The 13,035-nt window shown below is 61.0% G+C and carries 11 protein-coding genes; 4 read left to right on the forward strand and 7 right to left on the reverse strand.

Going from position 1 to position 13,035, the window contains the following annotated elements:
• The first annotated feature begins 75 nt into the window (after positions 1–75).
• The gene (fusA, locus tag ABI546_RS06785) at positions 76–2,181 is read left to right on the forward strand and encodes an elongation factor G (RefSeq protein ID WP_348045354.1); all 2,106 of its coding nucleotides are present in this window, start codon (positions 76–78) and stop codon (positions 2,179–2,181) included.
• Between the two features lie 27 nt (positions 2,182–2,208).
• Here fusA and ABI546_RS06790 read toward each other — a convergent pair whose 3' ends face one another.
• From ABI546_RS06790 to ABI546_RS06820, 7 genes are all read right to left on the reverse strand, one after another.
• Positions 2,209–3,048 (reverse strand): hypothetical protein, encoded by an 840-nt coding sequence (locus ABI546_RS06790; protein WP_348045356.1) that lies wholly within the window; start codon positions 3,046–3,048, stop codon positions 2,209–2,211.
• 8 nt (positions 3,049–3,056) lie between these two features.
• Positions 3,057–3,887 (reverse strand): YaiO family outer membrane beta-barrel protein, encoded by an 831-nt coding sequence (locus ABI546_RS06795; protein WP_348045358.1) that lies wholly within the window; start codon positions 3,885–3,887, stop codon positions 3,057–3,059.
• 69 nt (positions 3,888–3,956) lie between these two features.
• A complete protein-coding gene (locus tag ABI546_RS06800; RefSeq protein ID WP_348045360.1) occupies positions 3,957–4,940 on the reverse strand; it encodes a hypothetical protein in 984 nt (327 codons plus the stop codon).
• On the reverse strand, positions 4,937–5,983 hold the full coding sequence (locus tag ABI546_RS06805) for a polymer-forming cytoskeletal protein (protein WP_348045362.1): 1,047 nt from the start codon (positions 5,981–5,983) through the stop codon (positions 4,937–4,939). Before ABI546_RS06805 ends, ABI546_RS06800 begins: the two co-directional genes overlap by 4 nt.
• Positions 5,980–7,359, reverse strand: a complete 1,380-nt coding sequence (locus ABI546_RS06810; RefSeq protein ID WP_348045364.1) for a glycosyltransferase — start codon at positions 7,357–7,359, stop codon at positions 5,980–5,982. Before ABI546_RS06810 ends, ABI546_RS06805 begins: the two co-directional genes overlap by 4 nt.
• Before the next feature lie 24 nt (positions 7,360–7,383).
• Positions 7,384–8,499, reverse strand: coding sequence for a UDP-N-acetylglucosamine 2-epimerase (non-hydrolyzing) (wecB, locus tag ABI546_RS06815; protein ID WP_348045366.1), 1,116 nt, complete (start codon positions 8,497–8,499; stop codon positions 7,384–7,386).
• 132 nt (positions 8,500–8,631) lie between these two features.
• A complete protein-coding gene (locus ABI546_RS06820) occupies positions 8,632–8,925 on the reverse strand; it encodes a hypothetical protein (protein ID WP_348045368.1) in 294 nt (97 codons plus the stop codon).
• Positions 8,926–9,346: 421 nt separating this feature from the next.
• On the opposite strand from ABI546_RS06820, the gene ABI546_RS06825 reads away from it, so the two are divergent.
• From ABI546_RS06825 to ABI546_RS06835, 3 genes are all read left to right on the forward strand, one after another.
• Positions 9,347–9,775, forward strand: coding sequence for a response regulator (locus tag ABI546_RS06825; RefSeq protein ID WP_348045370.1), 429 nt, complete (start codon positions 9,347–9,349; stop codon positions 9,773–9,775).
• Positions 9,776–9,778: 3 nt separating this feature from the next.
• Positions 9,779–11,884: an EAL domain-containing protein gene (locus ABI546_RS06830; RefSeq protein ID WP_348045372.1), complete on the forward strand. Its 2,106-nt coding sequence runs from the start codon at positions 9,779–9,781 to the stop codon at positions 11,882–11,884.
• A 75-nt stretch (positions 11,885–11,959) separates the two neighbouring features.
• A complete protein-coding gene (locus tag ABI546_RS06835; RefSeq protein ID WP_348045374.1) occupies positions 11,960–12,976 on the forward strand; it encodes an asparaginase in 1,017 nt (338 codons plus the stop codon).
• Positions 12,977–13,035: the final 59 nt, after the last annotated feature.

The raw sequence follows: 13,035 nt of genomic DNA on the forward strand, positions 1-13,035 counted from the left end.
GCTTTGGCGCAAACTGGCAAACCCGGCCGGCGCCAACAACTCCAAGATGCGCAGGCCGGCAAAAAGGAGTCCGCCATGCCCCGCCATACCCCCATCGAGCGCTACCGCAACATCGGCATCAGCGCGCACATCGACGCCGGCAAAACCACCACGACCGAGCGCATCCTGTTTTACACCGGTGTGAACTACAAGATCGGCGAGGTCCATGAAGGCACAGCCACCATGGACTGGATGGAGCAGGAGCAGGAGCGCGGCATCACCATCACCTCGGCAGCAACCACCGCCTTCTGGAAAGGCATGGCAGGCAACTATCCCGAGCACCGCATCAACATCATCGACACCCCAGGCCACGTGGATTTCACCATCGAGGTGGAGCGCTCCATGCGCGTGCTCGACGGCGCCGTGATGGTCTACGACGCCGTGGGCGGCGTGCAGCCGCAGTCGGAAACCGTCTGGCGCCAGGCCAACAAGTACAAGGTGCCGCGCCTGGCCTTCGTCAACAAGATGGACCGCGTGGGCGCGGATTTTTTTCGCGTGCAGCGCCAGATCGGCGAGCGCCTCAAGGGCGTGGCCGTGCCGGTGCAGATCCCGGTGGGCGCGGAGGACCACTTCCAGGGCGTGGTCGACCTCGTCAAGATGAAAGCCATCATCTGGGACGACACCAGCCAGGGCCTGCATTTTGAATACGATGATATTCCGGCGGACCTGGTAGAGACCGCCAACGAGTGGCGCACCAAGATGATCGAAGCGGCCGCCGAAGCCAACGACGAGTTGCTCAACAAGTACCTGGCGGGCGAACCCCTGAGCGAAGATGAAATCAAACAGGGCCTGCGCCAGCGCACAGTCGCCAACGAGATCGTGCCCATGCTGTGCGGCAGCGCTTTCAAAAACAAGGGCGTGCAGGCCATGCTGGACGCGGTGATCGACTACCTGCCGTCACCGGTGGACGTGCCCGCCATCCTGGGCCACACCGAAGACGAGGGTGAGGCTGAGCGGCATCCGGATGACGACGAGCCCTTCTCGGCGCTGGCCTTCAAGATCATGACCGATCCCTATGTGGGTCAGCTGATTTTCTTTCGCGTGTACTCAGGCGTGATCAAAGCCGGCGATACGGTCTACAACCCCGTCAAAGGCAAGCGTGAGCGCCTGGGCCGTATCCTGCAGATGCACGCCAATGAACGCAACGAGGTCAAGGAAGTACGTGCCGGCGACATCGCAGCCGCCGTGGGCCTGAAAGAAGCCACCACCGGCGACACGCTGTGCGACCCGGCCCACGTCATCATCCTGGAGAAGATGGTGTTCCCTGAACCCGTCATCTCGCAGGCGGTAGAACCCAAAACCCAGGCCGACCAGGAAAAAATGGGCATCGCGCTGCACCGCCTGGCACAGGAAGATCCCTCATTTCGCGTGCACACCGACGAGGAGTCGGGCCAGACCATCATCTCGGGCATGGGCGAACTGCATCTTGAAATTCTGGTGGACCGCATGAAGCGCGAGTTCAGCGTCGAAGCCAATGTCGGCAAGCCGCAGGTCGCCTACCGCGAGACCATTCGGCAAGCGGTGAACGACGTCGAAGGCAAGTTCATCAAGCAGTCGGGCGGGCGCGGGCAGTACGGCCACGCCGTGCTCAACCTGGAGCCGCAGCCTTCGGGAAAAGGCTATGAATTTGTCGATGCCATCAAGGGCGGCGTGATTCCGCGCGAGTACATTCCGGCGGTCAACAAGGGCATCCTGGAAACGCTCAAGGCCGGCGTACTCGCGGGCTACCCGGTGGTGGACGTGAAGGCGACGCTGGTGTTCGGCTCCTACCATGACGTTGACTCGAACGAGAACGCCTTTCGCATGGCCGGCTCACTGGCATTCAAGGAAGGCATGCGCCACGCCAAACCGGTGCTGCTCGAGCCGGTGATGGCAGTCGAGGTCGAAACACCTGAGGACTTCATGGGCAATGTGATGGGCGACCTCTCGTCGCGGCGCGGCATGGTGCAGGGTATGGAGGACATCGCGGGCGGTGGCGGCAAGCTGGTGCGTGCCGAAGTGCCGCTGTCGGAAATGTTCGGCTACTCCACCACGCTGCGCTCGCTCACGCAGGGCCGCGCGACCTACACCATGGAATTCAAGCGCTACGCCGAAGCGCCTGCCGACGTCGCCGCAGGCATCATCCGCGGCAAAAGCAGCTAATCCGGGGCACGACGGCAGCGCCGGCGATCAGTTGGTTGCATCCAGCGGCGCGTTGCTGACGGCCCAGGAATACAAGGCGACAAATATCAGTGCGTCAAACACCGCACCGAAGCAGATGTAAAGCACGGGCATGAACAGCACGGACAGGTGCTGCATGATGAAAGCCTGTACCAGCACCTGATGGGGAATCAATATCGCGAAGAACGCGAGGATAAGCACGGTATGCAGCAGCTTGATCACCAGGCTCTGGTTGAGGATGTAATACCCCATCGCCAGCATCACCGGCGTCGCCACCATCACCCCATAGCCGATGGTCATGAGTTCTTCGCTATGGCGGGCGATGCTGTAAGGGAACTCGGTCGATGAAAACCAGAAGTAGCCCAGCGCGACGAACTGCAGCACGCAAACGATGCGTATCGGGTATTTGAGCGGCAGCTGCGCGTCTTTCATGCGCAGGGAAAGCGCGAACGCGGCAAGCGTCACCAGCGCGGTCACCACCATCGTTGTCGGGCCCGGCATGGGCGAGCCTTCCGACACCACGCCCATGAGCAACGGGAATTGCCCCGCCTCATTGGCGCGGCTCGCCAGGCTGAAGGGCAAATCCAGCCGGGCGGACCAAAAAAGGATGCAGTTGCGCCAGAACTCCAGCAACAGTGGCTTGGCCCAGAGCAAGAGCCCGCACAACAGTATTGGCAGGATGATGGCCTGCGTCGCCAGATAAGGCGTCACGTGCAGCGATGTGATCGCCCGGTGCGGCCGCACCTTGACCCGAAGCGCTCTCGCGCGCCGGGCGGCATCAAACGTTTTGTGGAAGACGCGGTCATGCTCACGGGCTTGAGCCGATACGGTATTTGCTCGGGTGCTCATGGCGGCCTTCAGAAGTTGTGGAAGATGCCGACGTTCAGGCCGGTGCGGCGGTACAGCGGATTGCTGTACCGATTGGCGCCCACCAATATGCCGGTGCGCGGATTCAGCCAGTGCCGCCACGCAATGCTGGCCTCGCGGCTGTCAAAATTCACCAGCTGCGTGTTGGGGCCCGTTGCCAGATAGCCCTCGCCGCCCCAGGCGTAGCGCGCCGTGATCAGGTCCTGCTTGTCGCGGCCATACGTCACTGCGGCAAACTGCTGCTGGGTCTGCACGGAGCCGGGATTGCTGCTGTTCAGCCGCACCCCGCCTTCAATGATCCAGGGGGATTCGAAGTAATAGGCCGCACCCACCGAGACGCTGCGGTCGCTGTGGCCGTCCGGCGCCTTGTAATACCCGATGCCGACATTGCCAACGAGGTTTCGGCCGGGCAGGAATTTGCGATACAGCGTTGCGTCGGCCCGGAAGCGCGGCAGGTAAAACGCACCGTCACCGGCGCCTACGGCAAGAGATCCGTACCAGTCTTCGTTGAAGGTGTAGGTATCGCCCAGCCCGATGAACGCACCGTCTTCATTAAACCGGCGCTGGACCGACGCTTCGGCCTGAAACACGTGGCGCGACACGCCGTAAGCGCCCCGCAAAGTCACGTCATTCCAGTTGCCATAGCCGCCGGTGAGGCTCTGCGCGCCGGTACTCAGCTCCAGGCTTCGCAAGGGCTCTGCGGGCGCCTGTACCAGAGGCGCGGAAACAGCAGTTTCCTGATGCGATGAAAGCGGTTGGGCGAAGGCCGGTGCGGCACATGCCAGGAAGCACAGCGGAAAAAGAAGGATCGGTTTGAGCATGCTGCTCCTCTCGAAAAGCGTAGGTAGATTGAAAAGAAGTACAAAGCGGCTCGAAGGCCAGGCAACTTGTCACCCGCAGCCGGTTTCTTTGGCCGCCGGCTTGAGGCCTTTGCTGGCCAGTATCTGGAAAGAAACCTCATCTGTGACGGCCCAACGCGCGGAGTGGCGAAGGGCCGTCGCCTCCCGCAACCAGCAGCGTGCGCTGGCCGCATCGCCCTGACGCATCGCAAGCACTGCGATTAACCCCCACGGGTAGTCCGCCTTTCCCTGCCCCAGCCATTCAGCCCGGTGCGCCGACATCCATGCGCGGTAGTAAGGGCCAGTCTCAACAGGCGCCATCGGAAAGTCCACCAGCAGCGGAAATATCTGCGCGACATGGTGGGGGTAGAACGCCTGCTTTTCAGACCTCTGCTCCAGTTGCGTTGACACCAGAAAGTGCTTGTCAACCGGATTCCAGAAGGTGTCACGGATGGAGCTGGCCAACTTGTCAGCCTCCAGAGCCTGCGCGGCCGGCGTGCGTTGCGCCTTGAGCGACCAGACCTCCAGGTTGTCCATGAACAAGCCGTGAAGTACCAGCGGAGACACCATGTAGATCCCGCGTGAGGGCTGGAAGAGATGCTCCAGCGAGGCCTTGCTGGTTGCGTGACTCTTCAGCCACACCGGTTTGCTGCGCAGCTTCTCCGGCATGGTCTCCAGCAGGCGCATCCACATCGCCAGCAGGGAATCGTCAGCGTCTGCCGCCTTGCAAGAGGCCCAGCGCCCTGCCCCGTCCCGGCAAAACCTGTCGAAGGTGCCGTCGGGTTTTTGCCTGGGCACGAGCCAGTCGGCAAACCTCTCGGCAGCTACCGAAACGTCCATGCCGTTGTCATGCGCCAGCAGCAGCGCCTGCATCGCGAAATAAGGGTCGGAGGAATTCCCGCCATGCAGGACGGTGATCGCTCCGGCCTCATCGACGTAGCCCTGCAGAACCAGTGGGGGTGCGCCCGCAGCAAAACTTCCCCCACCGGACAACATCATCATCGCGCCTGCACAGATAAAGCTTTTGAAATTCATAGCTGCTTGACCATGCCGATCTCGTGCGCCCATAAGGTTCCATGCACAGTGACGCCATCCTCTACGATGAGATTGGCGGCACTCACGGTGGTTTGTGCGTCGGACTGCCCAATCACCGCATTGGCGCCAATCAGCACATCGCTCTCTGAAATTACCGGACCCCGAACCCGCGCATCCGGGAAAACATAAATGCGCTTCTCGCAGGTCAAAGCACCCCGCACGGACGCCCGCGGACCAATGCTCACGCCATCACGCGCCTTGATGTCGCCGACAACAGTGGTCGCCGCGCCCACCGTGAGGAACCCCGTCACCACCAGCGAGCCCGTGTAAACCTTGCCGGGAGGCAACGCGCAATCACCCCGAATGAGATAGAGCTCAGGCGTCTGGCGAATGGCGCGCGGCAGGTCGGCGTAGCTTGCCGGTGACTGTTCGTAAGATTGCGGCTGCGGCACGGAACTGACGTGAGAGCCAAAACGCAGCACCGGTGCATGCAGGCGTTCAAACCAGGCTTCGGTACCCAGCTCAATGGCAACTCCCGCAGATATCCTCCTGAGCCCTATGCTGTTCGCACCGAGGCGAACCACACCATCAGCATGGGCCCAATCGGTGATTTCGCTTTGCGCGCCCAATTCGATATCGCCCGTGGCATACAGGGCCGTAAAAGCGGAGTCGGCTCCCGCCCGCAGGCTACCGTCCACATAGACCGGTTGTAAGCTCCGAACAGCGTCCGGGCTGCTGATGCTCGCGCGGGCAATGAGCCGCTTTTGCGCCTGGCGCCAGTCCATGTCGGCACCGGCGTCGGTGTCGGCCACAAAGTCGAATTCCTCGTAACCCGTGGGAGGGCCCGATCCAAGTTTTGCCATGGCGTCTGCGCGCAGGCGGCGGGCGAAGTGATCGATGTCGCTGGTGTAGTTTGGAGACACCGGCAACGGGACGGCATCCGTCGGGTAAAGCCACTCGCGAAATGCGGGAACAAACGGCAAAGTCAGCAGGGTCAGGCAAATCACCGCAAAAGCGATGTAGGTGAAGTAATGGGGTGTCATTTCAGCGGAGCCTCCCGATAGCGGATGGTCTTGTCCCACACCATTTCACGGCTGAGAACACGGTCAAGCAACAGGCTCCATGCGGCGCCGGAAATTGCAAACAGGCTGACCAAAAAGCCCAGCATGTTGAACGGCAGCAAGCGAAGCCGCTTGCGATTTCCGTCGATGAGCACGGCAATCACAATTTCAAAAAAGGCCGCAAAATTCCCCAGGGTGCCGTACACCATCAGTGCAAAGACCGGGATCAGGACTGAGAGCAAAGAACCGGCGTTCAGAAAATACAGGCCCAAGGCCAGACACCAGCCCACCAGCATGACAAGCGGCACCACGAACACAAAAAGAAGCAGCAATCCATCCAGCCGCTGACCGGGGGTCAGGTAGGTGCTGGTCGCAAACTTCCACCAGTAGCGGGACAGCACCTGGTTATGCCCTTTCGCCCACCTCGTCACCTGCTTGATGCGAACGCTCCAGTCTTCCGGCACCTCTTCATAACATTCGGACCGGTTGGTGTAGACGGTTTTCCAGCCGTTGAACATCAAGCGGTACGTGATGTCGGTGTCTTCCGCCAGCGTGTCATCGTGCCAGCCGCCCACGGCGGCCACGGCCGACAGGCGCACCCCGCCCACCGTGCCGCCGTACTGCGGCATCAGGTTCATGTTCATGCGTGCCTGCTGATCGACCTGGTAACCGCCTGAGCGCTCGAGGTCCAGCAGCCGGGTCAGCAAATTCGCACCGCTGTTCGCGGGCACCACGCGGCCCATCACCGCGCCGATCTCCGGATCAAAAAATGGCGCGACCAGTTGCTTGAGCAAACCGCGGCCGGGTACGTAGTCGGCATCAAAAATAATGGCGATATCGCCTTGCGCGAATGCCAGCGCATCTTTCAGCGCAGCAGATTTCCCGGCCTTGCCGCCGACACGGTGAAACGGCCAGATGCGCGAAGGGTGGCGCTCCACGTAAGCGTCGATAATCTGCGCCGTCGTGTCTTGAGACCGGTCGTTGACGGGAATGATCTTCAACCGGTCGTGCGGGTAGTCTGTATTGAGCAATGCCTCTATGCAGCCGGCAATCACCTTTTCCTCGTTATGGGCCGCGATGAACACGGTGATCATCGGCCAGGAGGCCACACTGATATCGATATAGGGGTGGCGCTGCACGCCGGTCAGGCGGTTCATGGTGAACATGAAATGGCGCAGGCCATACAGCATCATGATCAGCACGATCAGGAACAGCAGCGACGCCATCACGGCGGCAACCGGGTAGGTCTTGAATGCAGGCACCAGCGCCGGCGTGCTTTCGGATTGTGCGAAAGCCGGCAAAGCCGCCATCAGCCCGATGTTGGCGAGCAGGCTGGCACGCGAAAAGAGATGTTTCATAAGGGTTGCTCCATGCACGACCGTTCAGGCCAGTTCGGGCAACGCGACGGCTTCGTCGGCCAGGCTGCGCGCCAGCACTTCAACGATGCGCTGCGACGCGGCGCCGTCGCCGAACGGATTGCCGGCTTGCGACATCCGCGTGTAGGCCGCCGTATCCGTCAGAAGGCGCAGGGTCTCCCGCACGATCACCGGGCGGCTTGCCCCGATCAGCAAGGCGCAACCGGCTTGCACTGCTTCGGGGCGCTCCGTTTCCTCTCGCAGCACAAGCACCGGAACCCCAAAAGTAGGCGCCTCTTCCTGAAGGCCACCGGAGTCGGTCAACACGATGCAGGCATCGACAAGCGCCTGCTGCATCTGGGTGTAATCCAGCGGGGGCGTGAGCCTGACATTGGGCAGGTCGCCAAGTATGGCGTTGACGGGTTTCTGGATCACCGGGTTCAAATGCACCGGGAACAGCACCTCCAGCTCAGGCTGCTGCCGAGCGATTTCCGCGATGGCGTGGCATATTTCGGCCACATCGTCACCCCAGTTCTCCCGCCGGTGAACCGTCACCAGCAGATGGCCCCGTCCGGCAATCGAACGCCGGATGCCATGCCGTTTGCAGGCCCAGCGCTGGGCGTCGATCACGGTGTTGCCTGTGAGATGAATCTTGGCGTCGGCAATACCCTCCGCCTGCAGTGCGGCCTCGGACCCCTGCGTGGGCGCAAAGTGGAACTGCACAAGGCGGCTGATCATCTGCCTCAAACCTTCTTCGGGAAAGGGGCGGTTCAGGTTATAGGTGCGAAGCCCCGCTTCGACATGTGCAAGAGGAACGCGGTGGTAGAACGCGGCGAGTCCGCCCTGAAAGGCGCTTTCGGTATCGCCCTGAACAATCACGAGAGACCAGGCCTGCTGCTGCATCACGGCGTCAAGCTGTTGCCGGCAGCCCGTGCTGAACTCGACCAGGCTGGCGCCGGTGCGCTTGAGCGAGATGTCGGGCGTCACGTCAAAGCAGTCGAATATCTGCTGGGCCATTTCTGCGTGCTGGCCGGTGTGCAGCCATTGCACACGGGCCCACGGCACCTCACGCAGTGCGTGATAGACCGGTGCGAGCTTGATGATTTCGGGACGTGTGCCCGAGATGATGAGAATGTTTTTCATGTGCCTGCTTATGGGTGGATGGATGGGTTCATCGGCCTGAAAACGGCAAATGAAAAAGAGAATCGGCGAGCCCTGAGGCGTGCCTGCCCGCAAAAGCCCCGAAAACCGGGGAATAGCGGCAAGACGGGGAACTCACAATGCTTGAGCTGCAACGGCCGTGTGGCTTGCGACCTCTTGGCCATGGAGATCCACAATCACCACCAGATCTCCGCCAAAACGGCCGACCCCGAGTTCGCTGATCAGCTGCTGTTCCTGTTCTGCAGAGTCCATGCGCAGAAAGCACAAGGCTTGACGTTTTCCAGCCTGCCCGGCGGCAAGAATGTCCAGCCTGGCGATAGAGCCGAAACGGGAGCAAATGGAGAGCAGCGCCGGGCGTAAAGCGCCAATATCCGTGTGGCCATTGAGTTGATCGAGAGTCGTGTTCATACTAACTTTCCCCTAAAAATACAGTCATCTATGTTTTCATTGAAAACAAAAGTTCAAATATCAATGTAAGAAGCATTTCCAGCGGAAACACTGAGGGAAAACCGCCCGCGGCTGTAGGACGACCCCTCGCTGCCCTGCCCGGCGCATGAATTTCGTCCACATTCATCGCGCACCGAAGATCGCCGGGCGCGCTCTTATCGTCTGTCTGCTAACGAACAGACCGCCGAAATCACAGGGATTTTTTTGCAAATCCAGCGCTCCCCTGAAGCAGCGAAAGCCCTGCTATTTTTTTGAGACGGGAATCTGCGCTTGTCCTACTACAGTGGACGCCAACGGATGTCAGGCATGGGCACACCAAGCTGTTGTCATCCTTGAGTCGACTTGTCCCGGAGGGCAACTGGCGCAAATAACCGGAGGGCCCATGGCATTCATCACTTACCTGGCGGAAGACAACAGCACTGTTCTCAACAACCTCATCGAAACACTGAGGGAGGTCGCCGATGTCAGGGTCACAGCGCATTCCGCGACGCAGGCGGAATCCAGCCGCTGGTTGACGATGCAGGACGGGCATTGGCACCTGGCAATCGTCGACCTGTTTTTGAAGGAAGGCAGTGGCTTGGGCATATTGGCGGGGTGCCGCAACCGCGAGCCCTACCAGAAGGTCGTGCTCTTAACCAACTATGCAACGCCGGAGATTCGCAAACGGGCCCAAGGACTCGGGGCCGACGCGGTTTTTGACAAATCCACCGAACTGGACCTGCTGCTCGCCTACTGCTTTGAACACACGGCCCTTGTGAAGCGCGAAGCAACCCAAGAGGCCGAGCGTGAAGCGGCCGAGCGACAGGCCTGATCAATGGACAAACTCCTCTCATTGGCACCCACGCAGCCGGGTTACAGCCATGAAGACGCGGCGACGCACATGTTGGGGCTGCTGGAGCGGGCCGCGAAGGCCGGTGCGTGGGCTGTGGACTTGCCCGCGCGCCATTTCACGTGGACCGCCCAGCTGGCGAGCCTGCTTGGCATACCCTCCGCGGCAGCGCCGTCGTTCGAAGACGCGCTCGCTTTCTACGCGCCGGAATCCCGCGTGCTGATGGCGGGTGTTTTCGACGCCTGCATGGAATACGGCACGCCGTTTGATGTAGAAGCCCAGGTGATTGCGGCTGGTGGCCGGCTGCTGTGGATGCGCTCACTTGGGCAGGCGCTGCGTGACGCATCCGGCCAGGTGGTGCGCATTCAGGGAATCCTGCACGACCTCACAGACAAGAAAAAGGCCGAGCAGGACTCCCTGCGCCTGACCATGCGGCTGAGCACCACACTGGCCAGCATCACGGATGCGTTTGCCACGCTGGACATGGAGGGCCGCTTTACTTATGTGAACCCCGAGAGCGAACGCCTGTTGCGCCGTAAAAGCAGGGACTTGCTGGGCCAGACACTCTGGCAGGCGGTCCACGCCCATCGCGGCGGCCGCTTGCGGCGGGAGATACGGCTCGCGCTGGTGAGTGGCCAGCCCGTTGAGTTTGAAGAGTTCTATGCAGAACTGGGCAAGTGGCTGGAGTTGCGCGCCTATCCCTTTGAGGAAGGGCTTGCCGTGTACTTTCGCGACATCACGGAACGCAAGACAGCCAAAGACGAAATCGAGCATCTGGCCTTCTACGACGCCCTGACCCAACTGCCCAACCGCCAGTTGTTGATGGACCGGCTCCAGAGTTCGCTGAACGACGGCGCCGGTCATTCGCGGATCGGCGCACTGATGTTCATTGACCTTGACCATTTCAAGGTGCTCAACGACACACTGGGTCATTCCAAAGGCGATCTGCTGCTTCAGAAAGTGGCTTCACGCCTGACGGCGTGCGTCAGGCACAACGACACAGTGGCGCGGCTCGGGGGAGATGAATTCGTGATACTGCTGGAAAACCAGGGGGAAAAACTCGAACCAGCTATCACAAGAACCCGGGTGGTCGGTGAAAAAATCCTGGCGTCACTCAGCGAGCCCTATGACCTGATGGGCCACGAGCACCACGCCACCTGCAGCATCGGCATCACGTTCTTCAGCGAGCAGCAGGAAAGCATCGGCGACCTGCTCAAACAGGCCGATCTGGCGATGTACGGCGCCAAGGCGGCGAGCCGTAACACCCTGTGCTTTTTTGACCCGCAGATGCAGGCGGCGGCGACAGCCAACGCTGCCATTAACGTGGAACTGCGCCAGGGCCTGCGCAACCAGGAGTTTGTGCTGCACTACCAGCCCCAGGTGGGGAACGAAGGCCATATGGTGGGCGTGGAGGCCTTGATCCGCTGGCGGCACCCGAAGCGCGGAATGGTGTTTCCTGACGCTTTCATCTCGCAGGCGGAGGAAAGCGGCCTTATCCTGCCCCTCGGCAAATGGGTGCTGGAGACAGCTTGCGCGCAGCTGGCGGCGTGGGCCAGGCAGCCGGAAACCGCAAGCCTCAGCGTGGCCGTCAACGTGAGCGTTCGCCAGTTCCGGCATCCCGATTTTGTGGAGCTGGTGATGGCTGCGATCGACCAGGCGGGCATCAGTGCCCACAGGCTCAAACTGGAGTTGACCGAAAGCCTGCTGGCCTCCAATATTGAGGTCACGATTGCCAAGATGGGCATTCTCAAACAAGCCGGCGTCACCCTGTCGATTGATGATTTCGGCATGGGCTATTCAGCCCTCTCCTACCTGAAGCACCTGCCGCTGGACCAGCTGAAAATTGACCGCAGCTTTGTGAAGGACGTTTTGACCGACCCCAATGACGCGGCCATCGCCCGCACCATCATCGGCCTGGCGCAAAGTTTGGGTCTGGGCGTCATGGCCGAAGGCGTGGAGACTGAAGCCCAGCGCGAATTCCTGGTGCGCTATGGCTGTGGCTGTTACCAGGGCCACCTGTTTTGCAAGGCGCTTCCCATCGAGGAACTGGAGATCTTTATGCGAAGCAAAGACAAGGCGGTACTTTCTTAACCCTGGTGCTGTACCAGGAGAAAACATCGACGCCGAGGTCTGCCGGCACCTGCTGCGCGTGGTTCACAATGCGGCATGAAACACCTCCCCCTGATCGAGCTGACCCGGGGCGGCACACTGGAATGCCAGCATTTGGGTTCGGTGGCCGTGGTCAATGCAGCAGGCAGCCTGGTGGCGTATGCCGGAGACCCCCATTGGTTGACCTTCTCGCGCTCCACCCTCAAGGCCCTGCAGGCCCTTCCTTTCATGGAAGCAGGCGGTCCCCAACAGTTTGGTTTCAGCACCCGGCAGCTGGCAATGCTGTGCGCCAGCCACAACGGCGAGGACATGCATGTCCGGGAAACGCAAGACATGCTGGACAAGGCCGGACTCGCCCGGACCGCGTTGCGGTGTGGCTGCCACATACCGGGTATCTTTACCCAGCTGGAACAAGCACCGCCGCCAGGCTTGGTGTTTGACGAGCGCCACAACAACTGCAGCGGCAAGCATGCCGGTTTTCTGGCGTATTGCGTGCAGCATGGCCTGAGCCTGGAAGACTACATCGCACCCGAACACCCATTGCAGCAGGCCATACGCCGCGACGTCGCGCGTGCCGTGGGTATGGACGCCAACGATTTAAAAATGGGTATCGATGGCTGTTCCGCGCCGAACTACGCGCTGCCCTTGAGCCATCTCGCGCGGGGCTACGCCCGGCTGGCCAGCGGCACACGCGACGCTGAATTCGGCGAGAGCTTTTCTTCCCTGGGTGAGGCCATGACATGCCACCCCGAGCTGGTGTCGGGCACCGGCAGAAACGACCTGGCCTTCATGCGCGCAGGCCGCGGTGACTGGATCACCAAGATAGGGGCCGACGGTGTACAGGCGGTGGGCAGCAAATCACGCGGTGAAGCGGTGGCGCTGAAAGTGATGGACGCCAACAAGGCGGCGCTGCACGCCGCCACGGTGGAAGTGCTGGACCAGCTGGGGTGGCTCGATGACGCACAACGGACGGAACTGGCGCCATGGAGAGCGCGCCAGATCATCACTGCGCGAGGCTTGGTGGTGGGAGAGAGGCGGCCGGCGTTTCGCTTGCAGGCAGGGGAAATTTCATAATATTTTGGCCTCACGCCCAATAAGGACGGGCGCAAGCAGCTATTAAATTTATAGCAAAA

It is taken from the genome of Polaromonas sp., assembly GCF_039932935.1.
In the GTDB taxonomy this organism is placed as follows: domain Bacteria; phylum Pseudomonadota; class Gammaproteobacteria; order Burkholderiales; family Burkholderiaceae_C; genus Polaromonas.

Excerpts from the sequence above, each read along its gene's own strand:
- fusA (WP_348045354.1), top strand. The coding sequence starts at position 76 with ATGCCCCGCCATACCCCCATCGAGCGCTACCGCAACATCGGCATCAGC.
- ABI546_RS06790 (WP_348045356.1), bottom strand. The coding sequence starts at position 3,048 with ATGAGCACCCGAGCAAATACCGTATCGGCTCAAGCCCGTGAGCATGAC.
- ABI546_RS06795 (WP_348045358.1), bottom strand. The coding sequence starts at position 3,887 with ATGCTCAAACCGATCCTTCTTTTTCCGCTGTGCTTCCTGGCATGTGCC.
- ABI546_RS06800 (WP_348045360.1), bottom strand. The coding sequence starts at position 4,940 with ATGAATTTCAAAAGCTTTATCTGTGCAGGCGCGATGATGATGTTGTCC.
- ABI546_RS06805 (WP_348045362.1), bottom strand. The coding sequence starts at position 5,983 with ATGACACCCCATTACTTCACCTACATCGCTTTTGCGGTGATTTGCCTG.
- ABI546_RS06810 (WP_348045364.1), bottom strand. The coding sequence starts at position 7,359 with ATGAAACATCTCTTTTCGCGTGCCAGCCTGCTCGCCAACATCGGGCTG.
- wecB (WP_348045366.1), bottom strand. The coding sequence starts at position 8,499 with ATGAAAAACATTCTCATCATCTCGGGCACACGTCCCGAAATCATCAAG.
- ABI546_RS06820 (WP_348045368.1), bottom strand. The coding sequence starts at position 8,925 with ATGAACACGACTCTCGATCAACTCAATGGCCACACGGATATTGGCGCT.
- ABI546_RS06825 (WP_348045370.1), top strand. The coding sequence starts at position 9,347 with ATGGCATTCATCACTTACCTGGCGGAAGACAACAGCACTGTTCTCAAC.
- ABI546_RS06830 (WP_348045372.1), top strand. The coding sequence starts at position 9,779 with ATGGACAAACTCCTCTCATTGGCACCCACGCAGCCGGGTTACAGCCAT.
- ABI546_RS06835 (WP_348045374.1), top strand. The coding sequence starts at position 11,960 with ATGAAACACCTCCCCCTGATCGAGCTGACCCGGGGCGGCACACTGGAA.